12 protein-coding genes are annotated in these 17816 nt (G+C 41.6%); 4 read left to right on the forward strand and 8 right to left on the reverse strand.

All coding sequences use genetic code 11. From position 1 onward, the window contains the following. Positions 1-25: 25 nt before the first annotated feature. Positions 26-460, reverse strand: coding sequence for a putative signal transducing protein (locus HMPREF9009_RS20175; RefSeq protein ID WP_004319568.1), 435 nt, complete (start codon positions 458-460; stop codon positions 26-28). A gap of 181 nt (positions 461-641) precedes the next feature. Here HMPREF9009_RS20175 and HMPREF9009_RS20180 point away from each other — a divergent pair, with 181 nt between their 5' ends. The 4 genes from HMPREF9009_RS20180 (at position 642) to HMPREF9009_RS20195 (ending at position 5894) form a co-directional block, all read left to right on the forward strand. Then, a complete protein-coding gene (locus HMPREF9009_RS20180; RefSeq protein ID WP_049703119.1) occupies positions 642-3020 on the forward strand; it encodes a TonB-dependent receptor in 2379 nt (792 codons plus the stop codon). Between the two features lie 33 nt (positions 3021-3053). After that, positions 3054-3839 carry a M48 family metallopeptidase gene (locus tag HMPREF9009_RS20185; protein ID WP_004296962.1) on the forward strand — a complete coding sequence of 262 codons (786 nt, stop codon included), beginning with the start codon at positions 3054-3056 and terminating at the stop codon, positions 3837-3839. A gap of 231 nt (positions 3840-4070) precedes the next feature. Then, the gene (locus HMPREF9009_RS20190; protein ID WP_049703120.1) at positions 4071-5363 is read left to right on the forward strand and encodes a hemolysin family protein; all 1293 of its coding nucleotides are present in this window, start codon (positions 4071-4073) and stop codon (positions 5361-5363) included. 57 nt (positions 5364-5420) lie between these two features. After that, a complete protein-coding gene (locus tag HMPREF9009_RS20195) occupies positions 5421-5894 on the forward strand; it encodes a copper resistance protein NlpE N-terminal domain-containing protein (protein WP_008021672.1) in 474 nt (157 codons plus the stop codon). Between the two features lie 90 nt (positions 5895-5984). Here HMPREF9009_RS20195 and HMPREF9009_RS20200 read toward each other — a convergent pair whose 3' ends face one another. The 7 genes from HMPREF9009_RS20200 to HMPREF9009_RS20230 all read right to left on the reverse strand — a co-directional run bounded on the left by HMPREF9009_RS20200 (position 5985) and on the right by HMPREF9009_RS20230 (position 17808). Continuing rightward, positions 5985-6542 (reverse strand): TlpA family protein disulfide reductase, encoded by a 558-nt coding sequence (locus HMPREF9009_RS20200; RefSeq protein WP_004296965.1) that lies wholly within the window; start codon positions 6540-6542, stop codon positions 5985-5987. Positions 6543-6606: 64 nt separating this feature from the next. Beyond that, a complete protein-coding gene (locus HMPREF9009_RS20205) occupies positions 6607-7827 on the reverse strand; it encodes a glycoside hydrolase family 88 protein (RefSeq protein WP_008021668.1) in 1221 nt (406 codons plus the stop codon). Between the two features lie 66 nt (positions 7828-7893). Then, entirely contained in the window at positions 7894-9543 is a 1650-nt protein-coding gene (locus HMPREF9009_RS20210; RefSeq protein ID WP_049703121.1) for a glycoside hydrolase family 43 protein, read from the reverse strand. A 249-nt stretch (positions 9544-9792) separates the two neighbouring features. Then, a complete protein-coding gene (locus HMPREF9009_RS20215) occupies positions 9793-11196 on the reverse strand; it encodes an alginate lyase family protein (protein WP_004316018.1) in 1404 nt (467 codons plus the stop codon). Between the two features lie 5 nt (positions 11197-11201). Beyond that, positions 11202-12740, reverse strand: coding sequence for an Ig-like domain-containing protein (locus HMPREF9009_RS20220; RefSeq protein ID WP_008021663.1), 1539 nt, complete (start codon positions 12738-12740; stop codon positions 11202-11204). 31 nt (positions 12741-12771) lie between these two features. Then, positions 12772-14505 carry a RagB/SusD family nutrient uptake outer membrane protein gene (locus tag HMPREF9009_RS20225; RefSeq protein WP_032811730.1) on the reverse strand — a complete coding sequence of 578 codons (1734 nt, stop codon included), beginning with the start codon at positions 14503-14505 and terminating at the stop codon, positions 12772-12774. 3 nt (positions 14506-14508) lie between these two features. Further along, a complete protein-coding gene (locus HMPREF9009_RS20230; RefSeq protein WP_053095322.1) occupies positions 14509-17808 on the reverse strand; it encodes a SusC/RagA family TonB-linked outer membrane protein in 3300 nt (1099 codons plus the stop codon). Positions 17809-17816: the final 8 nt, after the last annotated feature.

Genomic DNA, 17816 nt, shown 5'->3' on the forward strand with positions numbered 1-17816 from the left:
GTGTGTTATAAATAGTTAGATATAATTATTCCTCTGGCTCTGCAGCAGGATTAAATTTAGCAACCGGCATTTCAAAGGTTTTATGACACTGTTTACAGGTATAGTTCCAGTGGTTGTCTCCCGGAGGAATGACCATTAATGCAGAAATGATAGCAGCCCCCATAGCACGCCAACGCTTTTCTTTTCTCAAAACCAACTGGATGTCCGATGAACCGCAGTACGGACAAAGCGTTAACTCTTCCGGCCAACTATCGTTATCCTTCAACACTTGGACAGCATTCTCGTAGTCTTCATCTGCCACCAATATATCCACCCCTGCTATACTACTCACGCAACTTTTATACAAAGTAGAGAAATTCTCATTGTGCAGAATAGACTCGATGCCTTCATTCTCCAATGCTCCCTGAAGGATATGTGCCTTCATCGCATCATTGCAAGTGATCAATTTTACAGTCTTCATAAGGAATCTGTTTTAATATGTCCCACAAAAATAAGATATAAAAATGAAATGTGAAACAAAACCCGACTAACTTTATCAGCAGGTAAAACGAACCAAATCAGAAGTGATTCTATTTTTATTCACGGAAGATATCATTATTTAATACTTTTTTCGTACTTTCGCAGCGACAATTGGCAATCACATGAAAAAACTATTGACACTGCTACTATTTTCCAACATCCTGTTTTCCCTGTTACAGGCACAACCTGTACATCAAATAAAGGGAACGGTGATTGAGAAAAACAGCCGTCAGCCATTAGAATTCATTAACGTAATGATTCTTGGGCTGAACAAAGGTGGTGTCACCAATGCGGAAGGTCATTTCACCATCGAACAAGTGCCTCCCGGCATCTACCGCCTACAAGCGACAGCCATCGGCTACAAGAGTGTCACTACTCCCGAATATATCTTATCTACCAAAGATCTGAACATTTCGATAGAAATGGAAGAGAACCTGACCGAACTCGCAGGAGTAACCGTCACCGCTTCTCCTTTCCGGCGCGACTTGGAAAGTCCGGTCAGCCTGCGCATCATCGGATTGCAGGAAATAGAAAAGAGTCCGGGAGCCAACCGGGACATTTCGCGTATTGTTCAGTCTTATCCGGGAGTTGCCTTCTCTCCTATCGGCTACCGCAATGACCTGATTGTACGCGGTGGTTCTCCTTCTGAAAACCGTTTCTATCTGGACGGAGTGGAAATACCCAATATCAATCACTTCAGCACGCAAGGAGCATCCGGCGGTCCGGTGGGAATCCTTAATGCCGACCTGATACGTGAAGTAAATTTCTATACAGGTGCTTTTCCCACTGACAGAGGAAACGCGCTTAGCTCCGTGCTTGATTTCAAATTGCGCGACGGAGACATGGAGCATAACTCACTAAAAGCTACCCTTGGAGCATCCGAAGTCTCTCTGGCCTCCAATGGGCATATTGGAAAAAAGACCTCGTATCTGGTATCCGTGCGTCAATCTTATCTGCAATTCCTGTTTGATATGCTCGACCTGCCTTTCCTGCCGACTTTCACCGATGCGCAATTCAAGTTGAAAACCCGGTTCAACGAACAGAACGAATTGACGGTATTGGGGCTTGGAGGAATCGACAATATGCGATTGAACACGAAAGCAGATAGCGAGGACAATGAATATATCCTTAGTTACCTGCCAAAAATCAAGCAGGAAACGTTTACCTTAGGTGCTGTATATCGTCACTATGCAGGGCCGCATGTGCAATCGGTGGTAGTCAGTCACAGTTATCTGAACAACCGCAATACCAAATACCGGCAGAATGATGAAAGCATTCCGGAGAATTTGATGCTCCGCCTCCGTTCTACCGAACAGGAAACGAAGTTCCGCTTCGAAAACAATTCTTCTTTCCGCAACTGGAAAGTCAATCTCGGAGTGAATCTGGATTATAGTCAATATACCAACACCACCTTTCAAAAGGCATATACCAATCAGGCACAAACGTTTGATTACCACACCTATTTGGGAATGATGCGTTGGGGACTTTTCGGCACTATCAGCTACTCTTCGATGGACGAACGTTTCACAGCTTCCTTGGGATTGAGAGCTGATGCCAACAATTATTCGTCGGCCATGAAGTCACTCTCCGATCAGCTTTCTCCCCGCATATCGCTTTCCTACCAACTTGCCGAGCACTGGTTCGTAAGCGGAAATGCAGGACTTTATTATCAGTTGCCTCCTTACACGGCACTCGGTTTTAAAGATAATAACGGAATGTATGTCAACAAATACAATCTGCGCTATATGAAAGTCAGCCAGGAAAGTCTGGGCATTAGTTGGCGCAAAGGAGATACGTTCGAAGTCTCCGTCGAAGGATTCTATAAAGACTATGACAAAATTCCGCTCTCCGTTGTAGACGATATTCCTCTTACCTGCAAAGGAAATGACTATGGAGTGATTGGCAATGAATTGCTGACTTCTACCGCTCAAGGACGTTCGTATGGCGCGGAGATTCTGGTAAAGTGGCTGATCGCCAAGAAACTGAATCTGGCTTCCTCCTTCACCATCTTTAAAAGTGAATACCGCAACGACAAAGAGAGCGAATACATCGCATCCGCATGGGACAACCGATATATTTTCAATTTACGGGGAACTTACAATCTGCCCCACCAATGGAGTGTCGGCATGAAAGTCAGTTGCATCGGTGGTGCTCCTTATACCCCATACGATGAAGAAAAGTCATCTTTGGTATCCGCCTGGGATGCACAAGGCAAAGCATATTACGACTATTCAAAATATAATAAGGAACGTCTTCCGGCCTTTGCACAGGTAGACCTCCGCATCGACAAGACATTTTATCTGAAACATTGCATGCTGGGATTCTATCTTGATTTGCAGAATATCACGGCCAGCAAACTGAAACAGCAGGATGTGCTGATGAGCACCGGCATCATCGAGAATCCGGAAGCTCCTGCCGACAGCCAACACTATAAAATGAAACGCCTCCAACAATCGAGCGGGACTTTGCTCCCCACATTAGGAATAACATTTGAGTATTAATTTATGCATAGAACATTAAACTAGAAAAAGAGTATGAAAAGAGAAATCGCTATGATTGCCTTCGTATTATTAGGCATGGGAATGACAGCTTCTGCACAATTCGGCAAGAAGATTAATTTAGGAAAAGCTTTACAAGCAGGTAAAGATGTAGTATCAGCCGTTACATTATCTGATGCGGACATTGCTAATATGAGTAAGGAATATATGGCATGGATGGACACTCATAATCCATTGACAAAACCTGATACCGAATACGGCAAACGTCTGGAGAAACTGACGGGACATATCAAAGAAGTGGACGGACTGAAACTTAACTTTGGCGTATATGAAGTAATAGACGTAAACGCCTTTGCCTGCGGTGACGGTAGTGTACGTATCTGCGCCGGTCTGATGGATGTTATGACGGATGAAGAAGTAATGGCAGTGGTAGGTCATGAAATCGGTCATGTGGTTCACACAGATTCCAAAGACGCTATGAAAAATGCCTACCTACGTTCAGCTGTGAAGAACGCAGCAGGTGCAGCCAACGACAAAGTAGCCAAACTGACAGACTCCGAACTGGGAGCCATGGCAGAAGCTCTTGCCGGTGCACAATTCTCACAAAAGCAAGAAAATGAAGCCGATGATTATGGTGTTGAATTCTGCGTAAAAAACGGCATCGACCCTTATGCAATGGCAAATGCCTTGAGTAAATTGGCAGAACTTGCAAAAGATGCTCCTAAAGCATCCTATGCACAAAGAATGTTCTCTTCACATCCGGACACTCAAAAGCGCATTGAACGTACAAAAGCCAAAGCAGACAGCTACGCTAAGAAGTAATAAACAAGACTTTCGTATGACTACTACCAGGCACGGAATTTTGTATAATTCCGTGCCTGAATATTTATCAATACAACCTATATTCAAATGCTTTAATATATCCCATATTCTCCTCCGTTTTGTAAAATACCGACATAGCGAAGCAAACAATTTTACCTAATTATCATTAATATATAAAGAGAGTATTCTTTTTTTATATAATTTCGAAGCAATAACCATTTTAATCCATTTATGGAATTTCTTATTATCGTTTTCTTACTTGTACTGAATGGCATTTTTGCCATGTATGAAATTGCGTTGGTATCATCCAGCAAAGCACGTCTTGAAACACTTGTCGCAAAAGGTAACAAATCAGCCCGAGGAGTTTTAAAACAATTGGAAGAACCGGAAAAGTTCTTGTCTACCATTCAGATTGGTATCACGCTGATCGGTATCGTATCCGGTGCGTATGGTGGTGTGGCTATTGCCGACGACCTCGTACCTTTCTTTTCTCTCATTCCGGGCGCAGAAGCATACGCACGCAACCTGGCAATGATTACTACCGTAGCAATCATCACCTATCTTTCTCTGATTATCGGAGAGCTGGTTCCTAAATCCATTGCTCTTAGTAATCCGGAGCGGTACGCCACTTTGTTCAGCCCGGTCATGATTTTGCTGACGAAGGTTTCTTATCCTTTTGTGTGGTTGCTAAGCGTCTCTACCCGGTTACTGAACAAACTTATCGGTCTGAAAAGCGAAGAACGCCCCATGACACAGGAGGAAATCAAAATGATCCTGCATCAAAGTTCGGAGCAGGGTGTGATTGACAAAGAGGAAACGGAAATGATACGCGACGTATTCCGTTTCTCTGATAAACGCGCCAACGAACTGATGACACATCGCAGAGATCTTATTATCCTTCATCCCGATGATACACAGGAAAAAGTGATGAAGATTATCGAAGAAGAACATTACAGTAAATATCTATTGGTAGATGAACGGAAAGATGAGATTATCGGTGTGGTTTCCGTAAAGGATATTATCCTGATGGTAGGCAACAAAAAGGTGTTTAACCTACGCGAAATTGCCCGTCCTCCCCTCTTTATTCCGGAAAGTTTGTATGCAAATAAAGTTTTAGAGCTATTTAAGAAGAACAAAAACAAGTTCGGAGTTGTTGTTAACGAGTATGGCAGCACAGAAGGCATTATCACACTGCACGACCTGACCGAAAGTATCTTCGGAGACATCCTTGAAGAGGATGAAATGGAAGAAGAAGAAATCGTCACTAGGCAGGATGGTTCAATGCTGGTGGAAGCTTCAATGAATATCGACGACTTCATGGAGGAAATGGGTATCCTATCCTACGAAGATCTGGAATCGGAAGACTTCACCACTCTGGGTGGATTGGCCATGTTCCTGATTGGTCGCATCCCGAAAGCTGGAGACATCTTCACCTACAAGAATCTGCAATTCGAAGTGGTGGACATGGACCGCGGACGAGTAGACAAACTGCTTGTCATCAAACGGGACGATGAACAGGAATAGGATAGCAAAAAACGAGCAATAGCTCACTATATTTATATTAACTTAAAGCACTTAACGATGAAAAAAGTAATTATGTTAGCAGCAGTCGTAGCTGCTTTGGCATCATGCCAATCAAAAGCAAACAAAGCCGCAGAGGCACAAGCAGACAGTCTAGCTCTTGCGATGACTCCGATTACCGAATTGACTGAAGTTTATGAAGGTACTCTTCCTGCTGCCGACGGTCCGGGTATTGACTATGTACTGACCCTGAACGCTGCAACTGACGGTGTGGATACTGCGTATACACTGGATATGACTTACCTCGATGCTGAAGGTCAAGGACAAAACAAGACTTTCACTTCAAAAGGAAAACAACAAACAGTACACAAGGTTGTGAACAAAAAACCTGTTACTGCTGTTAAGTTAACTCCGAAGGATGGTGAAGCTCCGATGTATTTCGTGGTTGTTAACGACACCACTCTTCGTTTGGTGAACGATAGCTTGCAAGAAGCTGTCAGCGATCTGAATTATGACATCATCAAGGTAAAATAATAAATAAGCCTAACCCTAACCAGTAAAAAAAGCTCTGTATAGAACCTTCGTTCTTGCAGAGCTTTTCCTTTTTGAGAGTCTTTCCTCATATTATTCCAAGTATTGTTTCAACTGATTCTTCAATTCCTCCGGATTGCTTGGTCTTTGTGCCTTATATTCTACAATAGTTCCCTCCCTATTAACAATAATAAACTGAGGAACTGAAAGCCCGGCGAAATTACCTTTCTCATCATAAGTGACAAACAACTTCTCCACTTCAACAGAAAATTTATTATTCTCAACACTATTCTCTGGTCGATGATAGGTGACAAAATACCCATTTAATAATCTTTCATCCAATCTTTTCAAACAGGCATTCCAATCCTTGGGTTCATCTATTGAAATAAAAAGTCTTACAATATCATTCTTTTTGAAAAAATCATCTGTTTTTTCATATTCTTTGAGTTCTGCCAGACAGGGTTTACACCAAGATGCCATTACATCAATATATACAATTTTTCCTTTAAAATGCCGAAGCAATAACTCAAACGAACTAGGATAATTCAAGCATTTGATATTAGACTGCACTGATTGCTCCTGTGCAGTAATGATTAATGATATCAAACAAAAAAAGAATAAAACCCCATTTGTTTTAATGCACTGTTTCATACAACATAGATTTATTGTTAAATAACTGTGATAAAGATAGTGTTTTATTCGATATAAATCTTCTTTATTTAATTACATTCTTTCCTTCTTGCAGACGTTTCAGCCTCAACAAGGCTTCGATATAATAATAATCTGCATAAATAATAGAAGCATCTATCTCGGAATGAGCCGGCCAATGTCCTACGCTATGAAGCAGGAAGGACGGTTTGCTCTTGCCACTCCGATAACTGTCAGAGTTCAGGCTTGCCAGCATTTCAATAGCAGCATCTTTATAACGTTTTCCTGTTCCATTCGGGAGGTAAGTGGATAATTCAAGCAAAGCAGAGGCCACCACTGCCGCAGCAGAAGCGTCACGCGGAGCATCCGGTATTCCCGGTGCACTGAAATCCCAATAAGGAACCTTGTCTTCCGGCAAACGTTCGAGATAGACATCTGTCACTTTCTGCGCGAAATCAAGATACTTAGGATCTTTCGTTTCACGATAAACTACCGTGTATCCATAGATTGCCCATGCCTGACCACGCGCCCACATGGTACTGTCGGCATAACCTTGGTGCGTTACTCCTTTTATCAGATTACCTGTAATGGTGTCGTATACCGCTACATGGTAAGATGTATAGTCGGGACGGAACTGGCATTTCATCGTTTTATCGGCATGAGAAACGGCAATATCATATAAATAAGGATTTCCACCATTCTTCGCTGCCCAGAAAAGCATTTCGAGGTTAATCATGTTATCCATGATGGTATTGTGCGGCCAGTTGCGGGGTTCCACTTCACGAGGCCATGAAAGGATGGTTCCTACGATAGGATTGAACAGAGTAGCCAACGTATCGGCTGTATCAAGAATCACTTGTTTGTAAGCCGGATTCTTGGTCAGGCGGTAACCATTTCCGTAGCTACAGAACACGAGGAAGCCCAAATCATGGTCGAAAGCCGGAGTCTTGGAAAGGAATTCTAGTGAGTTCGTGAACTTCTCCGCTTCTTTCTGAATCTGTTTATCTTTCGTATATTCGTAATCATACCACAATACTCCGGGCCAGAAACCGGCACACCATTCTTCCTTCGTCGCTTTCCGACAATTCCAATGATGTTCGTCAGTCATGATATTACGTGGCATCATTGTATAGTCGATGCCGGAGTCTGTTTTCAGTTCCGCAAGCGTACGTTGTGTCTGCTCTGCACAATAGTCCAATGCCTTATTCACATCCAATGTACCGGACGGCTGATGAACACACGTACAGAAACCTAACATCACAGCCAAACCTACTACAATCTTTTTCATCTTAATCTGATATCTTCGAGTTAATTCTTAATCTTTATTTCTCTTTGTCAATTATTGATTGGTCAATTACTTATTCATCCGAAACCAATCGACATCTGCCCATCCCCGATTGCCTTCATTCGGAGTCACACAGAATAGTCCGACTTTGGCTCCAATCCATTTGCCCTGACGGGCTGTGAAAGACTCTCCTACTGTCGTATATTTCTTCCCGTCCAGACTATAAGCAAATGTACAAACGGCTCCTTTCCGAACCTTTACTTGCAAGTAAACTGTTTGCCATTCATTATCTGCTACTCCCGGCATCTTTAGATATTTTACCGGAATGTTTGCCAATTCTTTTATCTGTTCGGGATTTTGCTGTTCCGCGTCCTTACAAACTGCCTGTTGCAGAATAAACTGATCCCCCGCTTTGCGAATAGAAAGATAACTATAATCCCATCCCATCACAATAATTCCGGCTTGTTCTCCATCCTGCTTGGCAGTAAATGTCAGCTTGGTCGTAGCTGTAAACTCTTCAGCCGGGAACTTTTGCATCAACAGATTAGGAACTTCCCAGAAGTTCACAAACTCTTTCGAAAGGCTGCCTGCATAAAGACGGATAAATCCCAAATCGGTAGTAAACCCGTAGGTGTCTTTTTTATTGGCATGCCATTGCCATTGTAATCCCAAATGCCGGGTATTGAATTCGTCACTCTCCGGCGGAGTAGCGATCGGATAGGTCTTTCCCACATTCGGTTTCTTATAAGTCGTTACAGGTTCACCGCAACCGTCTTTATCCTTGTCCACTCCAATTACAGGCCAGTCATTTACCCACATCATCGGATTCAGATGAATCACACGTCCGTAAGCACCTTTATCTTGAAAATGGACGAACCAGGATTCTCCTGTGTTGGTGTCTACCCAACCACCCTGATGAGGTCCGTTTATCGTTGTCTTTCCTTGTGCCATCACGATTTTCGATTCGTAAGGGCCATAGATGTTCTTTGAGCGAAGTACCAATTGCCAACCGGTTGCTACCCCTCCTGCCGGAGCAAAAATATAATAGTATCCGTTGCGTTTATAGAGCTTCGGTCCTTCTACGGTATGATTCTTTCCATCATTTCCGTCGAACACCATCACCGGATCGGAAATAACTTCTGTTCCTTCCGCATTCAGTTCGCAAATGACGAGGATACTGTTCACCCCACTACGGCTTCCGGCATAAGCATGTATCAGATATACTTTCCCGTCTTCGTCCCACAAAGGAGTTGCATCAATCATTCCTTTCCCTGCTTTTACCAATACAGGTTTGCTCCATTTTCCTTTCGGGTCTTTGGTTTTAATCATATAGATTCCATAATCCGGATCCCCCCAGTAAATATAAAATTCTCCGTTATGAAAACGAATGGCCGGTGCCCATACGCCTTTGCCATGCTGTGCCTTATCGAAGAAAGGTTCCGGCTCCTGAACCGGTAACGCATAGTTTACTAACGACCAATTAACCAAATCATTGGAATGAAGAATAGGAATTCCGGGAATACAATTAAAGCTGGATGCTGTCATATAGAAATCATCTCCGGCCGCACAGATATCCGGGTCTGAATAGTCAGCATGAAGAACCGGGTTCTGATAAGTTCCATTCCCCTTATCAGCCACCCAGGTCTTAGAAATTTCTTGTGCGCCTGCCAATGAACTGCAAGCCATCATTCCTGCTAAAAACAGAATCTTTTTACGCATATACCTTACTAATCAATTTCATTCAAAACTAGATTCGTTATTCCTAAAAACAGGTTCTTTCTACCTTATATAAAAACCAAACACTTTTAAAACTGAATCCTATCTCTGATTTCAAAACAATCTATTTACTGACCTATTTACTTATATATACGAAAGGGATTAGGTAAATACCTAATCCCTTTCCAACTTTTTTCTATTTATCTAAGATTATTGTAAAACAATCATGCTATATTACCAACAGCTTTTTCTTTACTCTTTTGCAAACATCAGGGTTCCGAAACCTAATTGGTCATAACCGCCGCTATTAGGTCCATAATCACCTGCCCCACCATCGGAATTTCCGCGTGATGCATTTTCACGCATTTTATCAACCCACATCTTAGCATAGATGCTTGATTTACCATAATCCTGCGCCAAACGATTCACCAGCTCCCACGCAGGACGCACTTCACCACGTGAATCCTTTCCCTCTCTTCTTTCCTGTGCAGAAATGGTATCCCAGCTTCCACTACAATTTGTATAAGTAGTATAAGGCAGATCATTATCTGTATACCTGAAACCGGTCATCTTCCAACTGGCACTTGAACTACCGGTTTCAGCACCACCGATATTGTATTTAGCCACATACTCACACATAGCCAATGCACGTCCGTCATCAAAGATGAAAAGGTCTTCACCTACATTCTTTGCCATCTGACAGAAAGCACCCAGCAGACTGACACACAAGGTAGCATGTCCCTGGTCACGACCTGATTCCTGACATTGTCCCAGCATTTCATTACTATCCGGATCTAAATGTATGAAAGGAACGCCATTTCCTATATTTCCCGAACCAATACCAAATTTGAAATATTGGATAGCTTCATTGATTTTAAAGTTATCATCCGCCAAAATACCGATAGAAAGTAAAGCTGTCATCGCAGATAAATCCCAATTGAGCCAATAATGAAGCGCACATTCATTTCCATTGTGCGTAGACAGGAATTTTGTGATATGAGGATAAAAGACATCTGCAATCCATGCTTTAAACTTAATGAAATCAGCTTCCTGCCATCCTGAATAAGAACGCATAATCTCCGCTGCATTTGCTATTTGATGTACCTGAATAAAAATCAAGAACTCGTTCGGATCTATAAATTCACCTTTATCATTCACGATAAATCCTGTACATGTTTTAGCCCAGTCATTCAAAATAGCAACAGCAGCATCTGCATACTGTGCACCGTCAGTCTCCGACAATTTCCATCGAAGGGCCAATTGATAGGCTGCGGCAGCGTCCTTCATCAACTTCGTGTAGTTATTCCAGTCATTGGGATATTTGCCTGCCCAATTATTTTGATCGAGACGCGCCAATAATTTCACCGGAGAAGCCTTATAATTTGATTGTGACAAGCTATTCCCACCACGACTTAAATGATCGAACGCATTTTTCCAAGGTTGCGCACCGGCTTGCACTTTTCCTTTTACAAACTCAAAATCCGTTTCTGTATGAAGCATACAAGGATGTTCCAAAGTCGTAACATAATCCTTCACTTCCGGCCAACTACTCATATCATTAGAGCCGTCTTCTATTTCGCTACATGCTAAAAGCGTGGTAGAAGTCAGGGCAAAAAGCCCTGCTCCTATTATTGTATATAATTTCATCTTATTCATGGTAGTTATTCGTTAGTATTGTTTTCACTATCTACAAAAGCTTGAAGTTCCTCTATGGATTTGAAAGAACGAATCCAGTAAAGATCATAAGTCTGAGCTGTTTCCGGGAAATCAGCAATTACAAACTTACATTGCGACAAATCAAAGACCTGATTCCAATCTGTAGGAGTCACTGTTTTATATCTTGCCTGCAAATCATAATACAACACATTAGGTTTTGTAATTGATATTTCACTTGTACCCAAAATGGCATACCTGTTATTTGCATCTCCAGCCGTACCCCAATATTCAGGACCAATTTTCTTAATGCCATCATCAAAAACTTCAAGTTTGATACAGCCCTGACTATTATTTCCAACATGTAATTGAGACTTAAATCCAATTTTAACAGCAAGATATCTATATTCAGCAGGAGTTATATTAACAACTTTTCCCTTACCGCTTCTCGCAAGCCATAAATCACCACGATACTTAACCTTACTATCAGGTCCACCCATCTGAACAGTGGTCTTATTTCCGTCAGATGAAACGACAGACGCATTGTTGCCATCCAAATACCAATTATTATCCAGTCCGTTACCCAAACCATTACCTAATGAATACCAGAAACGTCCATCGGCAACTGTGACAGTTACATTTTGTACAACAGGGCCATAAGAAGCTGTTATCACAGCAGAAGCGGCCTTAGTAGTATGTACTTTCAATTTACCAGTCTTATCCACACTAATCACCTCCGGATTATCACTCGTCCAAGTCAGCAGCGAAGCAGTAGCATCTACCGGTTCCAATGTGTACTTAACCTGATATTCCTGTCCATATCCCAATTGATTAAGTTCCGCATCTTCAGTAAACGTCATTCCGGTAATTGGAGTTACTATCTTAACCCCTATCTCGCAACTTGCAGACACCGGATTCGAACTGAAATCATCAGCCGTCACTATAATAATCGCATCCCCTTTGCTGATTCCGGTCACCAAACCTGTCTTTTCATCCACCGTAGCTACTTCCGGGTTACTACTTGTCCATTTATAACGCTTGAACGTAGTAGTTGCCGGTTCTGAAGAAACAGTTAATTGATATTCATCGCCTGCCGCAATCTCTTCTGCCGGAACATTAGTTATATTGATGGCTGACATATAGGTATATTCGTCCATAACTTCAACTGTTCTAGTGACGATCGTAGCCTCCGGACCGAAACCGATTTCCGGCGTTAATGTAATAATAGCTTTTCCTGCTTTATCCTTAGTCACGACCTTACCTTCCCGTGTAACAGCAACAATAGATTCATCCGACGAAGTCCATTGCACATTAGCATTGGTTGCATTTTCAGGTGCAATACTCCAAGAGAGTTGCAGTTCTTTGTTCTTCAGCAGACAAATTGTTTTATTCCCTGCATCATATTGAGTTTCGTTAAGAGTAATGGTGGATACTGTAATCATTTCGTCCATCTTTCCTCCTAAATCCTTATCATCATCACATGAAGTCAGACCTAAAAACGAACAAGCCGCCAGTCCAACAAAATATTTTATATAATCTCTTTTCATGATTCTTATTCTTTAAGTTATTCAGACTTGATTATTGCCATCCCGGATTCTGTCCTAAGTTCGGATTCAACTGACACTGATCTACCGGAAGCGGATACAGGTCATTTTTACCACCCCAGCGCCGACTATTTTCCAAGATCAAACAGCCATCGGAGTCTTTTGCCATATTAGAAGCGCCAGCCCATGAAGTCGCAAAATCAGTTCCTGTCCATTTCACTCCTAGAATAGGTTTAGGCATCTCTACAATAGCAGTATTCCAACGCTTCAAATCATCAACTCGGAAACCTTCATTGTACAATTCGATGGTACGTTCACGACGGATTTCCTCTCGCATATTCAAACTGTTTTCTGAAGCAAAAGACGTAGTCAGTTTAGGCATATCCGGGTTTACACGGAGACGAACCAAATTCAACGAGATATTCAAAGCATCATCCAAAGCTTTGCCGGTGGTTCCCAACTCATACATAGCTTCTGCATAATTCAATAAAACTTCTGCATAACGAATAATCGGAAAGTCGTAACCTTCAAATGTATCAGCCACCTTACGTTCCGTACCCCATTTTTGGTTTTGATAACCGGAACCTTGGAATACATTACATGTAATGGCATTGGTCGCATCTTCCCCATCCATACCTTTCCAGTCAATACGCGGTTTGTCGTTATCCCAATATTTAGTGCCATGAGCCAGAAGACAGTTCTTCATGCGATTATCACGATTTTCAAATTCCGTAGTCAGACCTCCATAACCTTTAAAGACATCAGCACTCTTGGCATGGTCAATAGGTAGCCCATTGCTACAAAGATACATATTCACAAATTTACGATTAATATATTGCACGTTCGCTACACAACCATGTGTGATATTAGTCCCGATCGGAGCAATCGTTTCATCATGACGACGATAGAATATATATTCTTTATTGGCACTCTTAGTCAGATTCGCAGGATTAGACTGTACATTCTCTAAAATGAACAGGTATTTATAAGCCATCTCTCCCAATGCTGCTGGTTTGAATAGCTCGAATTGCTTACTGTCGATAACTTTTTTCGCCGCATCCGCTGCAATACTCAACAATGCTTTGCCACGTTCTTCATTATTGCGGTTTTGTTGCCATGTGCCTTCATATAAAGCGACACGTGAAAGGAATGCATAAGCTCCCCATTTTGAAATACGCCCTTCATCGTCTGTCGTAATTGTTTCCGGCAATACTTCAGCCGCATCCTTCAAATCCTGAATCACGAAGTCAATCACTTCGCTACGGTCATTGCGGCTCATGCGTAACTCGGGTGAAGTAATATCCAACGGTTCTTTAGTGATAATCACATTGCCAAACAATTGCACCAAATCAAAATAAGAATAAGCACGGAAGAACTTCGCTTCTGCTACATAGCGACTAATATCACCGTTACCGGAAAAAGACGCCGCTTTTTGCAGCAACAAATTGCAACGGCGGATATGGGCATAATTGCTGGTATAGTTACCGTCTGAAGTAGGAATCGGATTACTACCATTGCTGTACATATTTACAGAACTGGAAGTCATCAAGTCCGAACGCCAGTCAGAATGTGCACCATCAGAAATAACAGACTTGAAATCACGGGTCCAACCATAGAAATTAGTTGCAAAATATTTAAAATCATCTGCTGCCCCCCATAAGTTGCCATCTGCCAGTTGGTCCTGCGGATCAAGATCCAGACACGAATTCAGTGTCAGACCAAGCGATAAAATTAAAAAAGCTTTCTTATATAGTTTCATATTCTTCATACATTAAAAAGTTAGATTTAATCCGAAAGTCACTGTACGGACAAAGGGGAAACGTCCTGCTGCTGATACCTTACGGCTAGCCTCCGGATCCCATCCGTCGTTAATTTTAGAATATTCCCAAAGATCAGCACCTGCTACATATACACGACAAGAACTAATTGCTTTCGTTTTAGCTAAAAAGGCAGAAGGTACATTGTATCCCAATGTCACATTTTTCAGACGAATGTAAGAACCATCTTCCACTGACCAGGAAGAAGCCTGATAGTTGTAGTCATTGATTTCATTCTTATTACTATATGTCGGATAATAAGCACCCCGGTTCTCCGGACTCCACGTGTTACCTACCGATTGATTCGAAGTGTTCAGATATAATGCTTTCATCGGTATACGCCAAATCTCATTACCGTTATTATCTCCCGTACGGAAGATTGTACGTTGAGCAGCACCCTGGAAAACCAATGATAAATCAAATCCCTTCCATTCTGCTCCTACATTAAAAGAGAAAGAGATTTTCGGATCATCTGTACCTAAATAAACAATATCATTCTGATCCAGTTTGCCGTCATTATTTACGTCAGCATACATATTATCTCCCAAACGGAAGTTTTGTTCTGTCAATCCGATAGTATTACCAGTCAGGAAGCGATATAGATATTTTTGACGTTCTTCTTCTGTCTGTGCTTTGCCGGCATAACGCAAACCAAAAATACTATTCAACGGATAACCTTGCTGTTTATCAACAAAACCGGATTTCAGAACTGAAACTGCACCAATATCCGTCAGTTTATTCGTATTAAAAGAATAAGTACCTCCTACATGATAAGTGAAGTCTTTTCCAATCTTATCAGACCAGTTTACCATGACTTCCCATCCATGTGATCTGAATTTTCCATTGTTTGACATACCTGCGTTATCACCCAGAACTCCCGGATAAGAAACATTAATCAACATATTATCATTACGTTTCATGTATACTTCGGCAGTACCTGTCAGACGGGAATTGAACAAGGAAAAATCCAATCCTAAATTATAGTTCTTAATGCGTTCCCATTCACGTCCCAGAGAAGCGATTTTACCATTCGTATCTATGATAGTGCCTTTGTTAGGACCGATATAAGCTCCGCTTTGAGATTCAAATTTATAGAATTGTGTACCATCATATCGATCAATACCACTCTGGTTACCAACTTCACCATAAGAAAGACGGATTTTCAAATCGTTCAACCATTTGATGTTCTTCATAAACGCCTCTTCCGTAATACGCCATCCACCGGATATTCCATAAAAGAAGTCCCAGCGATTTTCCGGTTTAAACTTGGAAGAACCATCATAACGCATATTTACTTCCAATAAGTATTTTGACTTATAATTATAGTTTAAACGAGAATAGTAGGACATCACAGCCTCATGCCACTTTGTACCATGTTTATCTGTCAGATTTACCAAACCTGCCCCATTTACAGTTTCCAACGAGTTCTGTATATCTTTCACCGATACACCAAAATAATCGTATTCTTTCAATTCATATTGAGCACCAACCATTGCACTTACATTATGATGCTGCGCAAATGTATTATGATAATCAACATAACCTGCCATAGAATAGAAGTCTGTACGCGAACTTGTTTTCTCGTAAGACGACTCTTCCTGTTTGTAACCGTCAGCCTTAGTGTTTATCTTGGTTCCCGCATAATTATAAGAAGTAATAGCCATCTTCTTTATATCACGTGAAGCTACTCCGGAGTTATAACCGAGATTTGCTACTACATCCAGATGTTTATTAATATTGTAAGTGAATTTCTCACTGATATTAATTTCAGATACTTTCAGTTTATTATCTCCACCCAGTTCGGCAAACCAAATCGGTGACAACCAAGTTCCCCACGAATAAGGTTTTCCATCAATCGTAGAAGCCGGAAGTCCCGGTTGCGGATAACTGGAAGTCAATGTTCTATTCAGTTGTGAAGGAGCCACCTGATCCTGACGGTTATAGGCTATCACAGATTCAATAGAAAAGTTATCAAAGACTTTCAGTTTATTAGTCAAACGAAGATTGAAACGCTGATTGTTATTATTTCCCCACTTCAAGTTACTGTCATCATACATATACCCTACGGACAAGCGATATAAATTCTTTTCTGTACCTCCGGAAACAGCTAAGTCATGTTGCGTAGAATAAGAATTGCCGAACAACACGTCTTGCCAGTTGGTATCCATGAACACGAAATCCATTACATCTGAATAGCTGGGAGCAAAAGGATTTGCACTGTGATCCAAATCAATGTATTTACCTTCATTAGCCAATGCCATTTTCGCATATTTCACCCATGAGTAAGAATCCGGCTGACCATCGTTCTGACAAGTCTGTAACACTGCATTTGCCCACTCGTTCATAGTCATCAGCTTCGGCTGCAATCCCACCATCTTGTAAGTGTATGAACCGCTATATTCTATTCTCGCTTTTCCTTCCTTTGCCTGCTTAGTGGTTACCAATACCACACCACCTGCAGCCCGGGAACCATAAATAGCAGCCGATGCATCTTTCAGAAAATTGATAGACTGAATATCAGAAGGGTTGATATTACGCAGTGCATTTACACCATCATAAGCAACTCCGTCAATAACGATCAATGGCTCCGCATTATTTGCAGAAACAGAACCACGCAATTTCAAGCCCCAGCTCTCATCTCCCGGAGCTGCCGAATTGCGAGTGATCGTAACACCCGGAACCTGACCTTGCATTGCCTGTAACGGACTTGACATCGTTCCTTTATTCTTCAACATTTTATCAGATACCACTGTTACAGCACCAGTCAATGTCTCCTTCTTTTGTGAACCGTATCCCACTACCACAACTTCGTCCAATACTTCGCTATCTTCCTGCAATTTTACATTTATCACAGTTTGTGCAGCCACATCTATAATTTGATCCTTATAACCAATATAGCTGAATTTCAACTTAGCTCCAGCAGGTACACCAATCGTATAATTTCCGTCAATATCCGTAATAGTTCCTTCTGTTCCTCCTATTACAGTAATATTCACACCAATCAATGGTTCGCCTGTTGCATCAACGACTTGACCTTTCACTTTCTTTTGAGCCTGTGCCACTACTTGACTATCTTTCATGTTTGTATCGGCCCACGCCTTTGAAACAGGACAAAGTCCCAGCATTAATCCTAACGCAAACACCGCTGTTTTGTTAGGTCGCGAATTAAATATTAATCCTCTTCGTTTCATAAAATTAAATTTGAGGTTTAAAAATAGTATTAAATTTTTGTTCTCTAAAATAAGGTGAGGCATACAAGTAC

It is taken from the genome of Bacteroides sp. 3_1_13 (assembly GCF_001185845.1).
Classification (GTDB): domain Bacteria; phylum Bacteroidota; class Bacteroidia; order Bacteroidales; family Bacteroidaceae; genus Bacteroides; species Bacteroides xylanisolvens.

Excerpts from the sequence above, each read along its gene's own strand:
- HMPREF9009_RS20190 (WP_049703120.1), top strand. The coding sequence starts at position 4,071 with ATGGAATTTCTTATTATCGTTTTCTTACTTGTACTGAATGGCATTTTT.
- HMPREF9009_RS20210 (WP_049703121.1), bottom strand. The coding sequence starts at position 9,543 with ATGCGTAAAAAGATTCTGTTTTTAGCAGGAATGATGGCTTGCAGTTCA.
- HMPREF9009_RS20220 (WP_008021663.1), bottom strand. The coding sequence starts at position 12,740 with ATGAAAAGAGATTATATAAAATATTTTGTTGGACTGGCGGCTTGTTCG.
- HMPREF9009_RS20200 (WP_004296965.1), bottom strand. The coding sequence starts at position 6,542 with ATGAAACAGTGCATTAAAACAAATGGGGTTTTATTCTTTTTTTGTTTG.
- HMPREF9009_RS20205 (WP_008021668.1), bottom strand. The coding sequence starts at position 7,827 with ATGAAAAAGATTGTAGTAGGTTTGGCTGTGATGTTAGGTTTCTGTACG.
- HMPREF9009_RS20215 (WP_004316018.1), bottom strand. The coding sequence starts at position 11,196 with ATGAATAAGATGAAATTATATACAATAATAGGAGCAGGGCTTTTTGCC.
- HMPREF9009_RS20180 (WP_049703119.1), top strand. The coding sequence starts at position 642 with ATGAAAAAACTATTGACACTGCTACTATTTTCCAACATCCTGTTTTCC.
- HMPREF9009_RS20185 (WP_004296962.1), top strand. The coding sequence starts at position 3,054 with ATGAAAAGAGAAATCGCTATGATTGCCTTCGTATTATTAGGCATGGGA.
- HMPREF9009_RS20175 (WP_004319568.1), bottom strand. The coding sequence starts at position 460 with ATGAAGACTGTAAAATTGATCACTTGCAATGATGCGATGAAGGCACAT.
- HMPREF9009_RS20225 (WP_032811730.1), bottom strand. The coding sequence starts at position 14,505 with ATGAAGAATATGAAACTATATAAGAAAGCTTTTTTAATTTTATCGCTT.
- HMPREF9009_RS20195 (WP_008021672.1), top strand. The coding sequence starts at position 5,421 with ATGAAAAAAGTAATTATGTTAGCAGCAGTCGTAGCTGCTTTGGCATCA.
- HMPREF9009_RS20230 (WP_053095322.1), bottom strand. The coding sequence starts at position 17,808 with ATGCCTCACCTTATTTTAGAGAACAAAAATTTAATACTATTTTTAAAC.